Origin of the sequence: Cellulomonas triticagri, from assembly GCF_003696205.1 — a bacterium.
GTDB lineage: Bacteria > Actinomycetota > Actinomycetes > Actinomycetales > Cellulomonadaceae > Cellulomonas > Cellulomonas triticagri.
Genome location: NZ_RFFI01000056.1, coordinates 1 through 20915, shown reverse-complemented (window position 1 = coordinate 20915; position 20915 = coordinate 1). Strand labels below are relative to the sequence as shown.

At 74.9% G+C, this 20915-nt stretch carries 14 protein-coding genes; 6 read left to right on the top strand and 8 right to left on the bottom strand.

The genetic code is table 11. The features are described from left to right. Position 1: 1 nt before the first annotated feature. A complete protein-coding gene (locus EBM89_RS11235; protein ID WP_122149519.1) occupies positions 2-409 on the bottom strand; it encodes a DUF3817 domain-containing protein in 408 nt (135 codons plus the stop codon). A 123-nt stretch (positions 410-532) separates the two neighbouring features. Between EBM89_RS11235 and EBM89_RS11230 the strand changes: the two genes are divergently transcribed. Both EBM89_RS11230 and EBM89_RS11225 read left to right on the top strand, forming a co-directional pair. Continuing rightward, entirely contained in the window at positions 533-2323 is a 1791-nt protein-coding gene (locus EBM89_RS11230) for an ABC transporter transmembrane domain-containing protein (RefSeq protein WP_122149518.1), read from the top strand. After that, a complete protein-coding gene (locus tag EBM89_RS11225; RefSeq protein WP_122149517.1) occupies positions 2304-4043 on the top strand; it encodes an ABC transporter ATP-binding protein in 1740 nt (579 codons plus the stop codon). The genes EBM89_RS11230 and EBM89_RS11225 overlap by 20 nt, the downstream gene beginning before the upstream one ends. 127 nt (positions 4044-4170) lie before the next feature. On the opposite strand, the gene EBM89_RS11220 is transcribed toward EBM89_RS11225, so the two are convergent. Continuing rightward, a complete protein-coding gene (locus EBM89_RS11220) occupies positions 4171-5079 on the bottom strand; it encodes an SURF1 family protein (RefSeq protein ID WP_233571683.1) in 909 nt (302 codons plus the stop codon). Positions 5080-5347: 268 nt separating this feature from the next. Here EBM89_RS11220 and EBM89_RS11215 point away from each other — a divergent pair, with 268 nt between their 5' ends. From EBM89_RS11215 to EBM89_RS11200, 4 genes are all read left to right on the top strand, one after another. Next, positions 5348-7837: a phosphoketolase family protein gene (locus EBM89_RS11215; protein ID WP_122149515.1), complete on the top strand. Its 2490-nt coding sequence runs from the start codon at positions 5348-5350 to the stop codon at positions 7835-7837. Between the two features lie 218 nt (positions 7838-8055). After that, positions 8056-10131, top strand: coding sequence for a phosphate acetyltransferase (gene pta / locus EBM89_RS11210; protein WP_122149514.1), 2076 nt, complete (start codon positions 8056-8058; stop codon positions 10129-10131). Then, on the top strand, positions 10128-11315 hold the full coding sequence (locus tag EBM89_RS11205) for an acetate/propionate family kinase (protein WP_122149513.1): 1188 nt from the start codon (positions 10128-10130) through the stop codon (positions 11313-11315). Before pta ends, EBM89_RS11205 begins: the two co-directional genes overlap by 4 nt. A 159-nt stretch (positions 11316-11474) precedes the next feature. After that, entirely contained in the window at positions 11475-13304 is a 1830-nt protein-coding gene (locus tag EBM89_RS11200) for a tetratricopeptide repeat-containing diguanylate cyclase (protein ID WP_158609646.1), read from the top strand. Positions 13305-13311: 7 nt separating this feature from the next. Here the strand turns inward: EBM89_RS11200 and EBM89_RS11195 are convergent, their stop codons facing one another. The 6 genes from EBM89_RS11195 to EBM89_RS11170 all read right to left on the bottom strand — a co-directional run bounded on the left by EBM89_RS11195 (position 13312) and on the right by EBM89_RS11170 (position 20494). Further along, on the bottom strand, positions 13312-14949 hold the full coding sequence (locus EBM89_RS11195; protein ID WP_122149511.1) for a succinic semialdehyde dehydrogenase: 1638 nt from the start codon (positions 14947-14949) through the stop codon (positions 13312-13314). A gap of 33 nt (positions 14950-14982) precedes the next feature. Next, positions 14983-16713: a phosphoenolpyruvate--protein phosphotransferase gene (ptsP, locus tag EBM89_RS11190; RefSeq protein ID WP_122149526.1), complete on the bottom strand. Its 1731-nt coding sequence runs from the start codon at positions 16711-16713 to the stop codon at positions 14983-14985. A gap of 92 nt (positions 16714-16805) precedes the next feature. Next, a complete protein-coding gene (locus EBM89_RS11185; protein WP_122149510.1) occupies positions 16806-18335 on the bottom strand; it encodes a PTS fructose transporter subunit IIC in 1530 nt (509 codons plus the stop codon). Further along, positions 18332-18787 carry a PTS sugar transporter subunit IIA gene (locus tag EBM89_RS11180; RefSeq protein ID WP_122149509.1) on the bottom strand — a complete coding sequence of 152 codons (456 nt, stop codon included), beginning with the start codon at positions 18785-18787 and terminating at the stop codon, positions 18332-18334. Before EBM89_RS11180 ends, EBM89_RS11185 begins: the two co-directional genes overlap by 4 nt. A gap of 1 nt (position 18788) precedes the next feature. Then, positions 18789-19736, bottom strand: a complete 948-nt coding sequence (gene pfkB / locus EBM89_RS11175) for a 1-phosphofructokinase (RefSeq protein ID WP_122149508.1) — start codon at positions 19734-19736, stop codon at positions 18789-18791. After that, entirely contained in the window at positions 19733-20494 is a 762-nt protein-coding gene (locus EBM89_RS11170; RefSeq protein WP_122149507.1) for a DeoR/GlpR family DNA-binding transcription regulator, read from the bottom strand. Before EBM89_RS11170 ends, pfkB begins: the two co-directional genes overlap by 4 nt. Positions 20495-20915 lie beyond the last annotated feature (421 nt).

Below are 20915 nucleotides of genomic sequence, written 5' to 3'. Positions count from 1 at the left end.
CTCAGGCCGCGGCGTCGATCCGGGCCAGCGCCTCGCGGTGCACCTTGCGCTCCAGCACGAACGACATCACCGGGACGACGCCCGCGAGCGCCAGCGTCACCAGCCGGCCCAGCGACCAGCGCATCGCCGACCACAGCTGCACCACGGTCGCGAGGTACACGACGTAGATCCAGCCGTGCACGATCGCGATCCACGTCCCCAGCACCGGCTCCGGCGACCCCGACGCGTCGACACCGCCCGCGTGGAACACGTACTTGAGCACCATCTCCAGGCACAGCACCAGCAGCATCGTGCCGGTCACGAACGCCGCCACGCGGTAGCGGGCGAGCCGCCCCCGGGCCGACTCCGGGACCCGGCGGGCGGGCGCGGCGGCGGGTGCGGGGGTGGGCTGCGCGGTGGGCTCGGTCATCGCGGCGGGTCCTCTCAGCGGGTGCGGGGTGCTCCCCCGATTCTCGCGCACCCCGGGAGCCCCGGCGACGAGGGCCGCAATGGCGTCGACGGGTGTCGGCACCGGCCCGTAGCGTGGTCGCCCGTGCGACCGCTCCCGCTGCCCGATCCCGGGCGCCCGCCGCTGACCGGCCCCGCCCGCCTCCTGCTCTGGCAGGGACGCCGGCAGGTCGGCGTGCTGCTCGGCGCGACGCTCGTCTGCGTCGTCGGCACCGTCGCCGCCGCCCTGGTGCCGTGGCAGCTCGGGCGCATCGTCGACGGCGGGCTCGCCGACGGGCTCGGCCGGACCCTGTGGACCGGCCTCGCGGGGCTCGCCGGGCTGGGCCTCGTCCAGGTCGGGGCGAACGTGTGGGGCCACCGGCTCGACGTCGAGAACTGGCTGCGCGCCGCCCTCACCACGTCCCAGCAGATCGGGCACCACGTCACGCGGACCGGCGACCGGATCACCCGCGCGCTGCCCACCGGCGAGGTCGTCGCGACCGTCGCGTCCGACGCGCTGCGCATGGGCGAGGTCTACGCGATCATCCCCCGCCTGGTCGGCGGCATCGCCGCGTACCTCGTGCTCGGCGCCCTCCTGCTGTCCACCTCCGTGCCGCTCGGCCTGCTGGTCCTGCTCGGCCTGCCCGTCGTCGTCGGCGTGCTGTCGCTGCTCGTCCGGCCGCTGCAGCGCCGCCAGGCCGCCCAGCGCGAGGCCACCGGTCGGCTCACGACGCTCGGCGCCGACACCGTCTCCGGGCTGCGCATCCTGCGTGGCATCGGCGGCGAGGACGTCTTCGCCGACCGGTACCGCGCGCAGTCCCAGCGGGTGCGCGGCGCGGGCGTGCACGTCGCGCAGACCCAGTCGCTGCTGGACGCGCTGCAGACCCTGCTGCCCGGCCTGTTCCTCGCGGTCGTCGTGTGGTCCGGGGCGCGGCTCGCCCTGGACGGCGCGATCAGCCCGGGCCAGCTCGTCGCGTTCTACGGCTTCGCGGCGTTCCTCACCCAGCCGCTGTGGACCGCGAGCGAGGCGATCCGCGTCATCACCCGGGCCGTGGTCGGCGCGCGCAAGATCATCACCGTGCTGTCGGTCCCGGAGGCCGGCTCCGACGACCCCGCGTCGCCCGCCGAGCCGCCCGCGCCCGGGGAGCCGCTGGAGGACCTGGCGTCCGGCCTCGTCGTGACCCCCGGGCGGACCACGGCCGTCGTGGGCGCCGACCCGGACGAGTCGGCCCGGATCGCGCTGCGCCTCGGCCGGCTGGGCGCGCCCGTGCTGCCCGACGCCGCCGGGGACGCCCCCGCCGACGAGCCGCTGTCGGCCGTGCGGTGGGGCCGGGCGATGCTGCACGAGCTGGCCCTGACCGAGGTCCGCGGCCGCGTCGTCGTCGCCGAGTCCACGCCGCACCTGTTCACGGGCCCGCTCGCCGACGAGCTCGACGTGCGCGGGGGCGCCGACCGGGACGCGCTGCACGCCGCGATGGCCGTCGCGGACGCCGCCGACGTCCTCGACTCCGTGCCGGGTGGCCTGGACGGCGAGGTCGAGGAGAAGGGCCGCTCGCTGTCCGGCGGGCAGCGGCAGCGGGTCGCGCTCGCCCGCGCGCTGCTCACCGGCGCCGAGGTGCTGGTGCTGATCGAGCCGACCAGCGCCGTCGACGCCCACACCGAGGCCCGCATCGCCCGGACCCTCACCGACGCCCGCCGCGGCGCGACCACGGTCGTCGTCACCGCCAGCCCGCTGGTGCTCGACGCCGTCGACGAGGTCGCGCTGGTCCAGGACGGGCGCGTGATCGCCACCGGGCGGCACCGCGACCTCGTCACCGCCGACGACGACACCGGCCGCGCGTACCGCGCCGTGGTGTCCCGCACCGAGGAGGTGACCCGTGAAGCTGCCCGTCGCTGACGGACCCGCCCTGCGCCGGCACACCGCCGCCCTGCTGCGGCGGCACCGCCGCGGCCTCGCGGGCGTCGTCGCGCTGCACGTGCTCGCCGCGACCGCCGGGCTCGCCGGGCCGTGGCTGCTCGGCCGTCTGGTGGACGGCGCCGTGCACGGCACCACCACGTCCGCGGTCGACCGGACGGTCGCCGTGCTCGTCGTCGCCGTCCTCGCCCAGACCGTCCTCATCCGGTACGCGCAGCGCGCGGCGATGGTGCTCGGCGAGACCGTCTTCGCCGACCTGCGCGAGGAGTTCGTCGGCCGGGTCACGCGGCTCCCGCTGTCCACCGTCGAGCGCGCCGGCACCGGCGACCTCGTCGCGCGCACCACGACCGACGTCGACCGCGTGCAGTACACCGTCCGGTTCGGCGTGCCGCGGATCCTCGTCACCACCGCGACGATCAGCCTGACCCTGGTCGCCGCGGTGCTCACCAGCCCGCTCGTCGCGATCGGCCTGCTCGCCGGGCTGCCCCTGCTGCTGCCCGTCACCCGCTGGTACCTGCGCCGCGCGGCGCCCGCCTACCTGCGCGAGTCCGCCGCGTACGCGACGCTGAACGGCACCATCACCGAGTCCGTCGAGGGCGCCCGCACCGTCGACGCCCTCGGCCTCGGCGCCCGCCGCCGGGCCCGCGTCGACGCGGACCTGCGCGAGGCGTTCGCCGCCGAGCGGCGCACCCTCGGCCTGCGGTCCGTGCTGTTCCCGGGCGTCGACACCTCGTTCATCCTGCCGCTCGTCGCCGTGCTCGCCTGGGGTGCGTACCTCGTGTCGACCGGTGACGCCACGGTCGGCGCCGTCACCACCATCGCGCTCTACGCCTCGCAGATCATCCAGCCCATCGGCGAGCTGATCTTCTGGCTGGACGAGATCCAGGTCGGCGCGACCTCGCTGGCCCGCATCCTCGGTGTCGCCGACGTCCACGCCGACCGCACCGAGGGCGACGCCCGGCCGGGCGCCGACGACACCGACGTCCGCGCGGACGCCGTCCGGTACGCCTACCGGCCGGGGCACGACGTGCTGCACGGCGTCGACCTCGCGCTGCGCCCCGGCGAGCGGCTGGCGGTCGTCGGGCCGTCGGGCGCGGGCAAGTCCACCCTCGGCCGGATGCTCGCCGGCATCCACCCGCCCACGGGCGGCTCGGTCACCGTCGGCGACGTCCCGCTCGTCGACCTGCCGCTGGACGACCTGCGGGGTCACGTCGCGCTCGTCACGCAGGAGCACCACGTCTTCGTCGGGCCGCTCGCCGACAACCTGCGGCTCGCCGACCCCGACGCCGACGACGCCGCCCTGGAGCGCGCCCTGCGGGCCGTCGACGCGTGGGACTGGGTCGCGGCCCTGCCGCACGGCCTGGCCACCGAGGTCGGCTCCGGCGGCACGCCCCTGACCCCCGCGCAGGCGCAGCAGGTCGCGCTCGCGCGCCTCGTGCTGCTCGACCCGCACACGCTCGTCCTGGACGAGGCGACCTCGCTGCTCGACCCCCGGGCCGCCCGGCACCTCGAGCGCTCCCTGTCCGCCGTGCTGCAGGGCCGCACGGTCGTCGCCATCGCGCACCGGCTGCACACGGCGCACGACGCCGACCGGGTCGCCGTCGTGGACGCGGGGCGGATCAGCGAGATCGGTCCGCACGACGACCTGGTGGCGGCGGACGGCGAGTACGCGTCGCTGTGGCGGTCCTGGCAGCGGGAGTGACGTCCATGAGCGGTATCTCGCTCATGTGAGCGGTTTCCTGCTCATCCGGCAGCGCGGCCGCCGCGCCGCGCCCTCAGGCGGGGCCGCACCCTCAGGCGGGGCCGCACCCTCAGGCGGGGCCGCGCCCTCAGGCGGGGTCCGGAGCGCCCTGCACGCCCGTCGCGTAGGCGGCGTCCTCCGTGGCGCGCTCCTGCTCGTCGCGCAGCAGCCGGACCCACAGGAACACCGCGAACCCGCCGAACACGAACCACTGCGCGGCGTACCCGAGGTTCTGGATGTTCAGCCCGGTGCCGGAGCGGGTCGGCGGGGCGAGCAGCTCGATCGCGGACGCCTGCGCGGGGTCGGAGGTGGTGAGCACCGCGTACCCGGTCCAGATGGGGCCGCCCCAGACGCCGAGCAGCTCGGCGGAGGAGATCGAGTCGGTGGTACCGGCGGGCACGGCGTCGGGCGCTGCGCCGGAGTCCTCGGAGCCCTGCAGGTACCCGGTGACCACGACCTCGCCGGTCGGGACGTCGAGCAGCGGGTCGGTCGGGTCGTCGCCGGGGACCCAGCCGCGCACGACCGGGAGCACGGCGCCGTCGGCGTCGGGGTCGTCGGAGGTGACCCGAAGCGGGGTGAGCACGAGCGAGCCGGTGACGCCGTCGTGCGCACGCTCGGTGACCAGCAGCTGGCCGTCGGCCTGGTAGGTGCCGGTGACCTCGACGCGGCGACCCACCAGGCCGCCGTCGAAGGAGGTCTGCGGGGCGAGGACGTCCTCGAGCGGCACGGGGGCCTGCGCCTCGATCTCGGCGGTGCGCTCGGCCTGGGCGCGGGCGCCGCGGACCTCGGCGCGCTCCAGCTGCCACGCCCCGAGCCGGGCGCACACGCCCGCGACGAGCAGGAACAGCACGAGCAGCGCGATCATCCGCGGGGTGCGGGCGACCTGGCCGAGCGTCACGACGGGACCGGGCGCGAGGTCGGTCGCGGGGTCGGTCGCGGGCACGGCGGTACCGGGGTCGGTGGACGCGTCGGCCGCGTCGGGCGGTGTCCCGGGCACCCCCGCACGGTACCCGCCCGACCTGGGAACGGACCCGGGCGACCGGGGGCTCGCCGCCCGGGAGCCGATGGGGTTGTATGGACGAGGCTGCTGCTCGCGGCCACGGGACGGCCGGTCCGGGTCGTGCCGCCGGGTGGCGACGATCACCCGCCGGCTAGGTCGGACGTCCCGGCTCGCGGCGCGAGACGCCGCAAGGCTGAGGTTGCCCGGCGGGGGTGCTCGACCGGGCCCACGGCAGGTCCGTGGTTCTGCGAAACGGGGAGAGAGCATGACGACGACGACCGCACCGCTCACGACGTGGCGGACCGGTCCCGGGACTCCGGTCTCGGACGAGACGCTCCGCCGCATCGACGCGTGGTGGCGCACCGCCAACTACCTGTCGGTCGGCCAGATCTACCTGCTGGACAACCCGCTGCTGCGGGAGCCGCTGACCCGGGACCACGTGAAGCCGCGGCTGCTCGGCCACTGGGGCACCACCCCGGGCCTGAACTTCCTGTACGCGCACCTGAACCGCGTGATCGCCGAGCGCGAGCAGTCCACGATCTACCTCACCGGCCCGGGCCACGGCGGTCCGGGCCTCGTCGCGTCCGCGTACCTGGACGGGACGTACTCCGAGGTCTACTCGGACATCACCCCGGACGCCGAGGGCGTGCGCCGGCTGTTCCGGCAGTTCTCGTTCCCGGGCGGCATCCCGAGCCACGTGGCCCCGGAGACGCCGGGCTCGATCCACGAGGGCGGCGAGCTCGGCTACGCGCTGTCGCACGCGTACGGCGCGGCGTTCGACAACCCGGACCTGCTGGTCGCGGCGGTCGTCGGCGACGGCGAGGCCGAGACCGGCCCGCTGGCGACGTCCTGGCACTCGAACAAGTTCATCGACCCGAAGAGCGACGGCGTCGTGCTGCCGATCCTGCACCTCAACGGGTACAAGATCGCCAACCCGACGGTGCTGGCGCGCATCCCGGAGGACGAGCTGCTCGACCTCATGCGCGGGTACGGGCACAACCCGCACCTGTTCGTCGGCGGGTTCGACGGCGAGGACCACGCAGCGGTGCACGCCCGGTTCGCGGCGCTGCTCGACGAGGTCATGGACGAGATCGCGGACATCAAGGCGCGCGCGGCTGCGGGCGACGAGACCCGCCCCTCCTGGCCGATGATCATCTTCAAGACGCCGAAGGGCTGGACGTGCCCGCCGGTGATCGACGGCAAGCAGGTCGAGGCGTCGTGGCGCTCGCACCAGGTGCCGCTGGCCAGCGCCCGCGACACCGACGAGCACCTGCAGGTGCTGGAGGGGTGGCTGCAGTCGTACCGCCCGGAGGAGCTGTTCGACGCGAACGGCACCATCCACGCGGACATCACCGCGCTGACGCCGCCCGGGACGCTGCGGATGAGCGACAACCCGCACGCCAACGGCGGGCTGCTGCTCAAGGACCTGCGGCTGCCGGACTTCCGCGACTTCGCGGTCGAGGTCCCGGTGCCGGGCGGCTCGATCTCCGAGGCGACCCGCGTGCTCGGGCAGTACCTGACCGAGGTGATCCGCCGGAACCCGGACAACTTCCGGATCTTCGGCCCGGACGAGACGGCGTCCAACCGGCTGCAGGCGGTGTTCGACGTCACCGACAAGGTGTGGAACGCCGAGTACCTGCCCACGGACGTCGACGACCACCTCGCCCGGATGGGTCGCGTGGTGGAGATGCTGTCGGAGCACCAGTGCCAGGGCTGGCTGGAGGGCTACCTGCTCACCGGGCGCCACGGCCTGATCACCTCGTACGAGGCGTTCATCCACATCGTCGACTCGATGTTCAACCAGCACGCGAAGTGGCTGAAGGTCACGAACCACATCCCGTGGCGCCGCCCGATCGCGTCGCTGAACTACCTGCTGTCGAGCCACGTGTGGCGCCAGGACCACAACGGGTTCAGCCACCAGGACCCGGGCTTCATCGACCACGTGGTCAACAAGAAGGCCGAGATCGTCCGGGTGTACCTGCCGCCGGACGCGAACACCCTGCTGTCGACGTACGACCACTGCCTGCGCAGCCGGCAGTACGTCAACGTCGTGGTGTCCGGCAAGCAGCCCGCGCCGAACTTCCTCACGATGGACGAGGCCGTGGCGCACTGCACCCGCGGCCTCGGCATCTGGGAGTGGGCGGGGACCGAGGTCGAGGGCGAGGACCCGGACGTGGTGCTCGGCTGCGCGGGCGACGTCCCGACGCTGGAGGTGCTGGCCGCGGCCGACATCCTGCGCCGCGAGCTGCCCGACCTCAAGGTCCGCGTCGTCAACGTCGTGGACCTCATGCGGCTGCAGGACGAGCGGGAGCACCCGCACGGCCTGTCGGACCGCGACTTCAACACGCTGTTCACGACCGACAAGCCGATCGTGTTCGCGTACCACGGCTACCCGTGGCTGATCCACCGCCTGACGTACCGCCGCAAGGGGCACAAGAACCTGCACGTGCGGGGGTACAAGGAGGAGGGCACCACCACGACGCCGTTCGACATGGTCATGCTCAACGACCTGGACCGGTTCCACCTGGTCATCGACGTCATCGACCAGACGCCGTCGCTGGGCTCGAAGTACGCGGGCCTGCGGCAGCGCATGGTCGACGCGCGGCTCCGCGCCCACGAGTACACCCGCGCGCACGGCGAGGACCTCCCCGAGGTGCGCGACTGGGTGTGGCCCGACGCGGGCGAGACCGGCACCGAGGAGGGTGGCCCGCAGCAGTCCGCCGCCACGCTCTCCACCGGCGGTGACAACGAGTAGCAGCACGTGGCCGACGGCCCGCACCAGCACCGGTGCGGGCCGTCGGTCGTCCGGGACCTAGGTCACGGGACGGCGCACCGCGGCGGAAGTCCGCCCGCTCGGGTGGCCACCGTCACCGGCCTGGTCCTCGCACCTGGGCGTCCAGTCCGGCAGAATTCATCCCACCACCTGATCCCGGGGTGATCCCCCGGACTCCCCAAGAGGAAGAAGCCTCACCCGTGGCCCGCAGCATCTACGTCACGTCCCCGGAGGGGGACACCGGCAAGTCGACCGTGGCCCTCGGCCTGGTCGACCTGCTGACCCGCACCGTGCAGAAGGTCGGCGTCTACCGGCCCATCGCCCGGTCCACCGAGACCCCCGACTACGTGCTGGAGCTGCTGCTCGCCCACGACGGCGTCGACCTGTCCTACGCGGACTGCATCGGCACCACCTACGAGGCCGTGCACGCGGACCCCGAGGCCGCCCTCGCCACCATCGTCAGCCGTTACCACGCGGTCGCCCGCCAGTGCGACGTCGTCGTGATCGTCGGCACCGACTACACCGACATCGCCGGTCCCGCCGAGCTGGGCTTCAACGCCCGGATCGCCGCGAACCTCGGCGCCCCCGTCCTGCTGTGCGTCAAGGGCCAGGGCCGCACGCCCGAGGAGGTGCGCCAGGTCGCCGAGGTCGCCGCGAACGAGCTCGAGGCCGGGCACGCCCAGGTCGTCGCGATCGTCGCGAACCGCTGCGCCCCGGACAACCTCGACGCCGTGCGCGCCGAGCTGTCCACCCGCGCGACCGCGTGGGCGCTGCCCGAGGAGCCGTTCCTCGTCGCCCCCACCGTCCGGCAGCTCATGGAGTCCGTGGACGGCACCCTGGTCGGCGGCGACGCCGAGCTGCTGTCCCGCGAGGCCACCGACGTCCTGGTCGGCGCCATGTCGATCGAGCACCTGCTGGAGCGGCTGTCCGACGGCGTCGTCGTCATCGTCCCCGGCGACCGGTCCGACATCCTGCTCGGCCTGCTGATGGCGCACACCGCCGACGGCTTCCCGTCGCTGTCCGGCATCATCCTCAACGGCGGGTTCGAGCCCCCGGCCACGGTGACCCGCCTGGTCGACGGCCTGCACAGCCGGCTGCCGATCATCCGCACCGACCTCGGCACCTTCGGGTCCGCGAGCGCCGCCGCGGGCACCCGCGGCCGGCTGTCCGCCGACTCGCAGCGCAAGGTCGACACCGCCCTCGCGCTGTTCGAGAAGCACACGGACGCCGAGGAGGCCCTGGCCGCCCTCGAGGTGCCCTCCCCCGAGGTCGTCACCCCGCTGATGTTCGAGTACGAGCTGCTCGACCGGGCGCGCGGCGACCGCAAGCACGTCGTGCTCCCCGAGGGCAGCGACGACCGCATCCTGCGCGCCGCCTCCACCCTGCTGCAGCGCGAGGTCGCGGACCTGACGATCCTCGGCGACGAGGCGTCCATCCGGACCCGCGCCACCGAGCTCGGCCTGGACCTCGCGGCCGCGAAGGTCATCGACCCGAAGTCCGGCGAGCTGCTGGAGCGGTTCGCCGCCGAGTACACCGAGCTTCGCAAGCACAAGGGCATGACCGTCGAGCGGGCGCGCGAGATCGTCTCCTCGGTGTCGTACTTCGGCACGATGATGGTGCAGCTCGGCCTCGCGGACGGCATGGTCTCCGGCGCCGCGCACACCACCGCGCACACCATCAAGCCGTCGTTCGAGATCATCAAGACCGTGCCCGGCACGTCGGTCGTCTCGTCGGTGTTCCTCATGTGCCTCGAGGACCGCGTCCTGGTCTACGGCGACTGCGCCGTCAACCCGGACCCGACCGCCGAGCAGCTCGCGGACATCGCGATCTCGTCCGCCGAGACCGCCGCGCAGTTCGGCATCGAGCCGCGCATCGCGATGCTGTCCTACTCCACGGGCTCGTCCGGCTCCGGCGCCGACGTGGACAAGGTCCGCGCCGCCACCGAGCTGGTCCGCGAGCGCCGCCCCGACCTCGACGTCGAGGGCCCCATCCAGTACGACGCCGCCGTCGACGCCTCGGTCGCGCAGACCAAGATGCCCGACTCCGCGGTCGCCGGCCGGGCCACCGTCTTCGTGTTCCCCGACCTGAACACCGGCAACAACACCTACAAGGCCGTGCAGCGGTCCGCCGGCGCGGTCGCGGTCGGCCCCGTGCTGCAGGGCCTGCGCAAGCCCGTCAACGACCTGTCCCGGGGCGCCCTGGTGCAGGACATCGTCAACACGGTCGCCATCACGGCGATCCAGGCCCAGGCCCAGACCTCGGAAGGCTCGAAGTGAACCACGTCCTCGTCATCAACTCCGGCTCCTCGTCGATCAAGTACCAGCTGGTCGACGCCACCTCCGGCGACGCCCTCGCTTCGGGCATCGTGGAGCGCATCGGCCTCGAGGTCGGCAAGGTCAAGCACGAGGGCCCGAACGGCGCCACCGTGCTCGAGCAGCCGGTCCCCGACCACGAGACCGGCATGCGCCTCGTCCTCGACCTGTTCGAGCAGCAGGGCCCGCAGCTGCGCGAGGAGGACCTGACCGCGGTCGGCCACCGCGTCGTCCAGGGCGGCGACGTCTTCGACGGCCCGGCCGTCATCGACGACGCCGTGCTCGCGCAGATCGACGAGCTGTCCCCGCTCGCCCCGCTGCACAACCCGGCGAACGTCGCGGGCATCAAGGCCGCGAAGCACGCGTTCCCGAACATCCCGCACGTGGCCGTCTTCGACACCGCGTTCCACCGCACCATGCCGCCGGCCGCGTACACGTACGCGATCGACGAGGAGGTCGCGAAGCAGTACAAGATCCGCCGCTACGGCGCGCACGGCACCTCGCACCTGTTCGTGTCCCGGGCGACCGCGGAGTTCCTGGGCCGTCCGCTGGAGGACCTGAACACGATCGTCCTGCACCTCGGCAACGGCGCGTCGGCGTCGGCCGTGCGCGGCGGCGAGTGCATCGACACCTCGATGGGCCTGACCCCGCTGGAGGGCCTGGTCATGGGCACCCGCTCCGGCGACATCGACCCGGCCGTGCTGTTCCACCTCGCGCGGGTCGGCGGCTACACCATCGACCAGCTCGACGAGCTGCTGAACCGCAAGTCCGGCATGCTCGGCCTGTCGGGCTACACCGACATGCGCGACGTGCACGACGCCGTGGAGAAGGGCGACGAGCGGGTCAAGACCGCCCTCGACGTCTACTACCACCGCATCAAGGGCTACGTCGGCAAGTACTACGCCGAGCTCGGCCGCGTCGACGTCATCACGTTCACCGCCGGCATCGGCGAGAACGACGACATCGTGCGCCTCAACGCCCTCAAGGGCCTGGAGCGCCTCGGCATCCAGGTCGACCCGGAGCGCAACGCCGGCCGCATCAAGGAGCCGAAGGTCATCTCCCCCGACGGCGCCGAGGTCACCGTGCTGGTGATCCCGACGAACGAGGAGCTCGAGATCGCCCGGCAGTCGGTCGCGGCCATCGCCTGACCTGCCGCCGCACCCGCACGACCGCGAGGGCCCGCACCGACTGCTCGGTGCGGGCCCTCGCCCGTGCGGGGCTCCCCCGTCCGGTGGGCACCCGGACGCGTCAGGATTCACCCTCAGGGGCACTCAACCGGAGCCGTCCGATGCCCGATGATGACGGACATGACGACTGCCCGAGCGGCACAGGGGGACCCGGTCCCCGACTGGCCCTCGGAGCTCGCCCGGATCGACCGGCTGTGCGACGCCGCACCCGCCCTCTGCATCGCGGCCGTGCCCGCCCTGCTCGTGCGGGCCCGCGCCGAGCACGCGGTCGAGCCCGAGATCGAGCTCGAGTACAACGCGGGCTGGGCGCACCACCTCCTCGGTGACGACCCCCAGGCTCTCGCGGCGATGGAGCGCGCCCTCGAGCTGAGCACCACCCGCGGGCTGCGCGCCTGGGAGGGTCGGCTGCTGCAGGGCCTCGCGGCGGTCTACAACGGGTTCGGCGACAACCTGACGGCGCTGGAGTTCCTCGACCGGTCCCTGGGAATCCGTCGCGAGCTCGGCGACACCGAGGGCCTGGCCGCCGCGCTGAACAACCTCGCGGACACGTACATCTCGATGGGCCGGTTCCCGGACAAGGCCCGGGACCTGCTGGACGAGGCCGCCCGGCTGTGGCCGCTGCTGGACCGCCCCGACGGGACGTGCGCGACCCTGTCCGGCCTCGCGAAGCTCGACACCGACGAGAGCGAGGCCCTGGCGGGCACGGACCCGGTGCGGGCCCGCGCGCTCGCCGACCGGGCCGCGTCGCTCGCCGCGCAGGGCCTGGAGGCCGCCCGGGGCGTGCCCGACGCCGACGGCGGCGACACCGGCAACCCCCGGATGGCCGCCGAGGCGCAGGTGCGGCTGGCGCGCGCCCACATGGCCCGGGGGGACCTGCCCGCCGCCGTGGAGGCGCTGGCCGCCGTGGCCGCCGCGCTGCCCCGCGTGGAGGCGCGCTACCTGTCCATCCGGTACCACGCCGCCCAGGGCCGGCTGCACCGGCTGCTCGGCGACCACCCGGCGGCCGTGTCGTCGCTCACCAGCGGGCTGCTGCTCGCCGAGGAGTCGCTGCGCCCCATGGAGCGCGCCGACGTGCTGCGCGAGCTCGTCCTGGTGCACGAGGACGCCGGTGACCTGCGGGCCGCGCTCGACACGCACCGGCAGTACCACGAGGCGATCATGCTGCAGCGCGACCAGGCCGCTGAGCGGCGCGGCATCGTCGTCAACGCGCAGCTGGACGTCGAGCGGGTCCGGCAGGCCCGCGACCAGGCCCGCAAGCGCGCCGCGGAGCTCGCCGCGCTCAACGAGACGCTGCAGCACGACGCCGCCCACGACCCGCTGACCGGCCTGCTGAACCGGCGCGGGCTCGACGCGATCCTCGCCGCGCGCCTCGGGCGCGAGGAGGACCTCGCGTACGTCGTCGCGGACATCGACCACTTCAAGTCCGTCAACGACGTCCACTCCCACCCCGTGGGCGACGAGGTGCTGCGCCGGGTCGGGCAGATCATGACCGCCGCCGTGCGGGTCGGGGACGTCGCCGCGCGCGTCGGCGGCGAGGAGTTCACGCTCGTGCTGCTGGACTCCGCGCGCGAGCAGGCCGCCGCCGTCTGCGAGCGCATCCGCGCGACCATCGCCGGGTACCCGTGGCACGAGCTGTCGCCCGGGCTCTCGGTCACGATGAGCTTCGGCGGCGCGATGGCCGCCCCCGGCGAGGCCGGGCACACGCTCGCGGCGCGCGCGGACGTCGCGCTCTACCGGGCGAAGCGGCTCGGCCGCGACCAGGTCCAGTTCGACGTGCCCGCCGCAGGCGACCCGGTCCGCGGCACCACCGCCGGGGCCCTGCCCGTGCTGCCCGTCGTCCCCCTGCCCCCGCTGCCCATCGGCGGCAGCGGCGCGCCCGCGACGCCCGCCGGGGGCGTCCGGCGCACCACCGGCAGCGCCGGGTCGACGACCGCCTGCACCTCCGCCTGACGCGACCTCAGCGCAGGCGGGCGCGACGCGCGGCGCGCAGCACCGCCGTCACCTGGGCCGTCCACCGCTCCGGGTCCCCGCCGAGCACGCGCCCCAGGCCGAGGGACGGCACGACGGTCCGCCCCGCGACGCGCACGCCGTGCACCCCGCGCTGCACCGCGACGGTGCGGGTCGCCGTCAGGGACAGCAGCCCCTCGCGGCCGTGCCGGTGCCCCCAGCCCGAGGCCCCGCGCCCGCCCTGCGGTGCCGCGACCGAGCCCCACGCCGCCTGGTAGCCGTCGTTCACGTTCACCGTGCCCGCGCGCAGCCGGGCCGCGAGCGCCGCGCCCCGCCGGGTCGAGCGGGTCCACACCGCCGCGTTCAGCGCGTACGGGGAGTCGTCCATCACCGCCACGGCCTCGTCGTCCGACGCGACCCGGGACACCGCGACCACCGGACCGAACGTCTCCTCCCGGAACGCGCGCGCGTGCTCCCCCACGCCCTCCAGGACCGTCGGCTCGTACACGTACGGCCCGACGTCGGTGCGGTGCGTCCCGCCCGCGAGCACCCGAGCGCCGCCGGACTGGGCGTCCTCGACGTGCTCCACCACCCGGGCGAGCTGCTCCGCCGACGTCAGCGAGCCGACGTCCGACCGGTAGTCCAGCCCCAGCCCGATCCGCAGCGCCCGCGTCCGCCGCACGAACGCGCCGAGGAACGCGTCCGCGACAGCCTCGTGCACGACCAGCCGCTCCACCGACACGCACAGCTGCCCGGTCCCGCCGAAGCACGCGCGCACCGCGCCCTCGGCGGCGGCCTCCACGTCGACGTCCTCCGCGACGTACATCGCGTTCTTGCCGCCGAGCTCCAGGGCGCTCGGCACCAGCCGCTCCCCCGCCCGCGCCGCGACCACCCGGCCCGTCGCCGTGGACCCGGTGAACAGCACGTGGTCCACCTGGTCCACCACCGCGCCGCCCACGGACGGGCCGTCGCCCAGCACCACCTGCACCAGACCGCGCGGCATCCCGGCGTCCTCCAGCAGCTCGACCGCCCACAGCGCCGTCAGCGGGGTCTGCGGGTCGGGGCGCAGCAGCACCGCGTCTCCGGCCGCCAGCGCGGTCAGGACGTCGCCGAGCGTGAGGCTCAGCGGGTAGTTCCACGGGGCGATGACGCCCACCACGCCGACCGGGTCGTGCCGCACCCGCACCGACGTCAGCACCGGGACGAACCCCGGACGCCGCTCGGCGGACAGGTACGACGGGGCGCGCAGCCCCAGGTGCCGGGCCACGAGCGCGACGTCCGCGACCTCCTCGAACGCCGCGGCGCGGGCCTTGCCGTTCTCCAGCTGCACCAGGTCGATGACGTCGCTCTGCCGGGCCAGCAGCAGGTCGTGCACCCGCAGCAGCAGGCGGGCGCGCTCGCGCGCGGGGACCGTGGCCCAGCGGCGCTGCGCCGCCCGGGCCCGGCGGGCGGCGGTCGCCACGTCCTCCGGGGTGGACAGCGGGAGCGTCGCCAGCGGGGCCCGCGTCCACGGGGCGTGGTGCGTGTGCGTGCCCGCGCCCGGGGAGGTCACCACCCGGGCGGCGAGGTCGCGCAGGTCGTCAGGCTCCAGGACGAGGGTCGCGAGCGGGTCGGTCTCCGGGTCCAGCACGCCGTGGTCGGGCACCATGCGGCCAGGTTACGCGGATGGGCGCCCCGCCGGTCAGACCCCCAGCGCCGCCCGGGCGTCCGCGTCCAGCAGGTCCGCCACGGCCGCCCGCCCGGCGGCGGGGTCGGCGGCGGCGAGCGCCGCGTCCGCCATGGCCCGGCACTGGTCCAGGGTGTGCCGCCGCAGCGCGAACCGCACGGCGGGCAGCGCGGACGGCGACATGGACAGGCTGGTGACCCCGAGGCCGGTGAGCACGAGCGCCATCAGCGGGTCGGACGCGGACTCCCCGCAGACGCCGACCGGCTTGTCCTTCGCGGCCCCGCCGCGGGCGGTGGCGGCGACGAGCTCGAGGACGGCGGGCTGCCAGGCGTCGAGCAGGTCGACGAGCTCGCCACGCAGCCGGTCGGCGGCCATCGTGTACTGGGCGAGGTCGTTGGTGCCGAGCGAGACGAAGTCGACCTCGTCCAGCACGGCGGCGGCGCGCAGGGCGGCGGCGGGCACCTCGACCATCACCCCGGCGGTGCGCAGGCCCGCGCCGCGGACGGCCTCGGCGAACGCGCGGCTCTCGGCGGGGGTGGCGATCATCGGGGCCATCACCCACGGCTGGGTGCCGGTCTCCTCGCCCGCGCGGGCGAGGGCGGTGAGCTGGTCGGCGAGCAGCTGCGGGGCGGACCGGACGAGTCGGTAGCCGCGGACGCCGAGCGCCGGGTTCTCCTCGGGGTGCAGGTTCGCGAACGCGAGCGGCTTGTCGGCGCCCGCGTCGAGGGTGCGGACGACGACCTTGCGGCCGGGGCCGAGGGCGCGCAGGACGCGGGCGTACGCGGTGGTCTGCTCGTCCACGGTGGGGGCGTGCTGGCGGCCGAGGAAGAGCACCTCGGTGCGGAACAGCCCGACGCCCTCGACGGGGGCGTCCACGAGCCGCTCGGCGTCCTCGGCGGTGCCGATGTTGGCGAGCAGCTGCACGCGGTGGCCGTCGGCGGTGCCGCCGGGCGCGGTGTCGGACTCCAGGGCTTCCTCCGCGGCGGCTCGCGCGGCCATGGCCTCGCGGACGTCGGCGGCGGGGTCGACGGTGACGGTGCCGTGCGCGGCGTCCACGGCGACGTCGACGCCCTCGGCGAGCGCGGTGGCGCCGGTGGTGCGCACGACGCACGGGATGCCGTTCTGGCCCGCGATGATCGCGGTGTGGCCGGTGGGGCCGCCCTCCTCGGTGACGAGCGCGAGGACGCGCTCCAGGTCGAGCGCGGCGGTGTCGGCGGGCGCGAGGTCGCGGGCGACGACGACGGACGGCTCGCGCAGCTCAGGGACGCCGGGCGCGGGGGTGCCGGTGAGGCGCGCGACGACGCGGTCGCGGACGCTGCGCAGGTCGGTGACACGCTCCGCGAGGTAGCCGCCGGCCTGCTCGAACATCGCGGCGAACGTGGCGACGGCGGCGTCGAGCGCGGCGACGGCGGGCTCGCCCTCGCGGACCTCGGCGAGGACCTTGTCCTTCAGCGACGGGTCGTCGGCCATCATCGCGGTGGCGCCGAGCACCTCGGCGACGGTGCCGGTGGCGCGCCCGGCCTGCTCGCGCAGCGCGGCGGCGACGTCGGCGAACGCGGCGGTGACCGCGTCCGGGACCTCGTCGGCGGGGACGGGCCTGCCGTCGCGCACGACGGGGGCGTCGCCCGGGACGACGGGTGCGGGGCGCACCTGCACGACCGGCCCGACGGCGACGCGTCGACCGACGCCCGCCCCGGTGAGCACCGTGCCGGCGGTGGGTGCGTGGTCCTCGGTCCTGGTGGTCATCACAGCAGCGTCCCTCCGTCGGGTCGGGTGCAGGTAGGTCGAAGGTCGGACCCGGGCCGCCCTGGGTAGGTGGGCGGCCCGGGTCCTCGGGGTCAGGCGGGGACGGGCGCGGCCGCGGCGTCGGCCGCCTGCTCCGCCTGGACCAGCGGGCTGGGCTTGAGGCTCTTGAGCAGGACGACGAGCCCGGCCGTGACGACCGTGCCGACGGCCACCGCGAGCAGGAACCCGAGCGGGTTCGAGATCAGCGGCAGCACCCACACGCCGCCGTGCGGGGCGCGCAGGTCGGAGCCGACGGCCATGGTGAGCGCACCGGTGACGCTCGAGCCCACCAGCGACGACACGATGACGCGCCACGGGTCGGCGGCTGCGAACGGGATCGCGCCCTCGGAGATGAACGACAGGCCGAGCAGCACCGCGGCCTTGCCGTTCTCCTGCTCGGCGTGCGTGAACAGGCGCTTGCGGACGAACGTCGCCAGCGCCATGCCGAGCGGCGCGACCATGCCCGCCGCCATCACGGCCGCCATGATCTGGTACTGCACCGCACCCGCGGACAGGCCCTCGGTCGCCAGGCCGGTGACCGCGAACGTGTACGCGACCTTGTTGATCGGGCCGCCGAGGTCGAAGCCCATCATCGCGCCGAGCAGCGCGCCCATGAGCACGAGGTTGGAGCCGGACAGGCCGTTCAGCCAGGAGGTCAGGCCCTCCATGAGGTTCGCGATCGGCTGGCCGATGACGACGAACATGAGGAACCCTGTGATCAGCGAGGACAGCAGCGGGATCACCACGACCGGCATGACGCCGCGCACGCCCTTGGGGACCTTCCAGCGGCTGATCCACAGGGCCAGGAAGCCCGCGACGAAGCCGGTGACCAGACCGCCGAGGAAGCCCGCGCCGACCAGCACGGACACGGAGCCGCCGACGAACCCGGGCACGAGGCCCGGCCGGTCGGCGATGCCGTAGGCGATGAACCCGGACAGCACCGGGACGAGGAACGCGAAGGCCGCGTTGCCGGTCTGGAACAGCAGCGCCGCCCAGTCCTGGCCGGAGGTGATGCTGAACCCGGAGATGAGCTCCTGCAGCGGGACCTGGGTGACCTCGACCGCGCCGGTCTCGCCCCACGCCGCCTGGGCGACCATGAAGCCGAGGGCGATCATGATGCCGCCCGCCGCGACGAACGGGATCATGTAGGACACGCCGGTCATCAGCCACTGGCGGATCCGGGTGCCGACCCCGGCGTTCGGGTCGACCTTGGTGGCCGGGCGCGGACCGCCGGACGCGGCGGGGGTGCCCGCGGTGGCGGGGGCCGCGACGGGCCCGGCCTCCACGGCGGCGACGGCCTGGTCCAGCACGCCGCTCGGGTCGTGCACGGCCTTCTTCACGCCGACGTCGACGAACGGCTTGCCCGCGAACCGCTCGCGGTCCTTGACCTCGAGGTCGGCGGCGAAGATGACGCCGTCGGCCGCGGCGATGACCGCCGGGTCGAGCGGCGTGGAGCCCGCAGAGCCCTGGGTCTCGACGACGACCTCGTGGCCCCCGGCCTTGCCGGTGGTCTCGAGGGCCTCCGCGGCCATGTAGGTGTGGGCGATGCCCGTGGGGCAGGAGGTGACGGCGACGAACTTCACGACGGGACCACCTCTCGGGTGACGATCTCCGCCACGGTGGCGGCGTCGGGGGCGTCCAGCAGCGACTGCCGGAACGACTCGTGGACCAGGCGGCGCGCGAGCGCGGCCAGGATCTTCAGGTGGTCGGAGTCCCCGCCCGCGGGGGCGGCGATGAGGAACACCAGGTTCGCGGGGCCGTCCGGGGCGCCCCAGTCGACGGCGTCGCGCAGCTTGCCGACGGCGAGGCTGGGCGCGGTGACGTGCTCGGAGCGGGCGTGCGGCAGGCCGACGCCGCCGGGCATGCCGGTGGGCATCTGCGCCTCGCGGGCGCGGACGTCGCCGAGGAAGCCCTCGGCGTCGGTGACCCGGCCGGCGGCGGCGAGCAGCGCGACCAGCTGGGCGGTGGCGTCGTCGCGGTCGGCGGCCACCAGGTCGACGCCGACCAGGTCGGCGGAGGTGAGCGGCAGGCTCATGTCAGAGCTCCTCGAGGGATCGGGCGGGGTCGGGGTCGGCCAGGACGGCGACCTCGTCGGGACGGACGTCGTCGGGGGTGGGGGCGGCGCTGCCGGGCAGCAGGACCGCGGCGCGGCCCCACGCGACGGCGCGGCGCAGGCGGTCGGCGGGGTCGCCGTCCGCCGCGAGGTAGCCGGCGAGGGTCGAGTCACCCGCGCCGACCGTGGACACGGGCACCAGCGACGGGCCCCCGGCCCACCAGGCGCCCGCACCGGTCACCAGCAGCGCGCCGTGCGCGCCGAGGCTGACCAGCACGGCGTCGGTGCCCTGCGCGCGGACCTCGTGGGCCGCGTCCAGCACGTCGCCGACGGTGGTCAGCGCGTGGCCGACGAGCTCGGCGAGCTCCTCGTCGTTGGGCTTCACCAGGGCGAGGCCGCCGTGGGCGACCGCCGCGGCGAGCGGGGCGCCGGAGGTGTCGAGCAGCACCGGCACGCCGTGCGCGGCGCCGAGGTCGGCGACCCGGGTGAAGAACGCGTCCTCGACGCCCGCGGGCAGGCTCCCGGCGGCGACGACGGCGGTCGCGCCCGCCCGGAGCTCGGTGTCCACGGCCGCGAGCAGGGCGGCCTGCTCCTCGCCGGTCAGCACCGCTCCGGGGGCGTTGATCTTGGTGGTCGCGCCAGAGGTCTCGCTCAGCGTGATGTTGGACCGGGTGTCGCCGGACACGGGGACCGGCCGGGAGTCCACGCCGTGCGCGGCCAGCAGGGAGACGATCTGCGCGCCGTCGGCGCCGCCCGAGGGCAGCACCGCGCGGGAGGCGACGCCGTGCGCGACGAGGGCGCGCGAGACGTTGATGCCCTTGCCGCCCGGGTGCAGGTGCGTCGCGGTGGCGCGGTTCACCTCACCGGGCTCCAGGCGCTCCAGGTGCAGCGCCCGGTCGAGGCTCGGGTTGGGCGTCAGCGTGATGATCATGCGCGCACCACCCGGGTCCCGGCAGCCTCGATCTCGTCCGCGAGCTCGGGCTGGACACCGGTGTCGGTGACGAGCGTGTCCACGTCCTCCAGGGCCGCGACGTGCGCGAAGTCGGCGCGGCCGAGCTTGGTGTGGTCCGCGAGCACCACGGTGCGGCGGGCGGCGGCGACCAGCGCCCGCTTCACCGCCGCCTCCGCGAGGTCCGGGGTGGTCAGGCCGTGCTCGACGCTCAGGCCGTTGGTGCCGAGGAACGCGACGTCCACGTGGATGTCGGCGAGCTCGCGCAGCGCCCAGGTGCCGACCGCCGCGAGCGTCCGGCCGCGGACGGTGCCGCCGACCAGGTGCAGCGTGATGCCGGGGCGGGTCGCGAGGACGGTCGCGACGGGGAGCGCGTGCGTGACGACGGTGAGCTCGCGGTCCGTCGGCAGCAGCTCCGCGAGGCGCACGGTGGTGGTCCCGGCGTCGAGGACGATCGCGCCGCCCTCGGGCAGCTCGTCCAGGGCGGCCTTGGCGATGCGGTCCTTCTCGCCGGAGAGCAGGCCCTCGCGCTGGGCGAGCCCGGGCTCGAAGCCGAGCTGCTCGACGGGGATCGCGCCGCCGTGCACGCGGCGGACCAGGCCGTGCCGCTCGAGCACGGTGAGATCGCGACGCACCGTCTCCGGCGTGACGTCGAGCGTGCTGGCCAGGGACGCGACGTCGACCCGGCCGTCCCGCCGCGCGGCGGCGAGGATCTGCTGCTGGCGCTCCGTTGCGTACACCTGGGCTCCGTCGGTCGGTCTCGGTCCGCCGCCCGGGCGGGGGTCACGAGACCCGGCGCTGGGCGGCTGCTGCGAGGCCCAGCATGCCGCACCAGGGCGCCAAAACGCAACAACCCAAAGCAAGTCGGGCATGAAACCAACACCCAAACGGACACACCCGCAGGTCCAGGTCCATCATCCCGCGCGCCCCGACCACCCACCACCCGACCGCCACCCACCCCCGCGCACCCGCGCTCCCCCCCACCCCGCTCCGCGGAGGTCCCCGTCGAGTGGTCAGCAGCTGCTGGGTCCGGGGCCTTGGCGTCAGGTGGTTGTTGCAACGTGGTCCTCATCGAGAGGGTGCGTGGCATGGCTGGTGCGAGGTTGACGCTGCAGGAGCGGGCGCAGATCGAGGTGTTGTTCGGTCAGGGGCTGTCTTTCC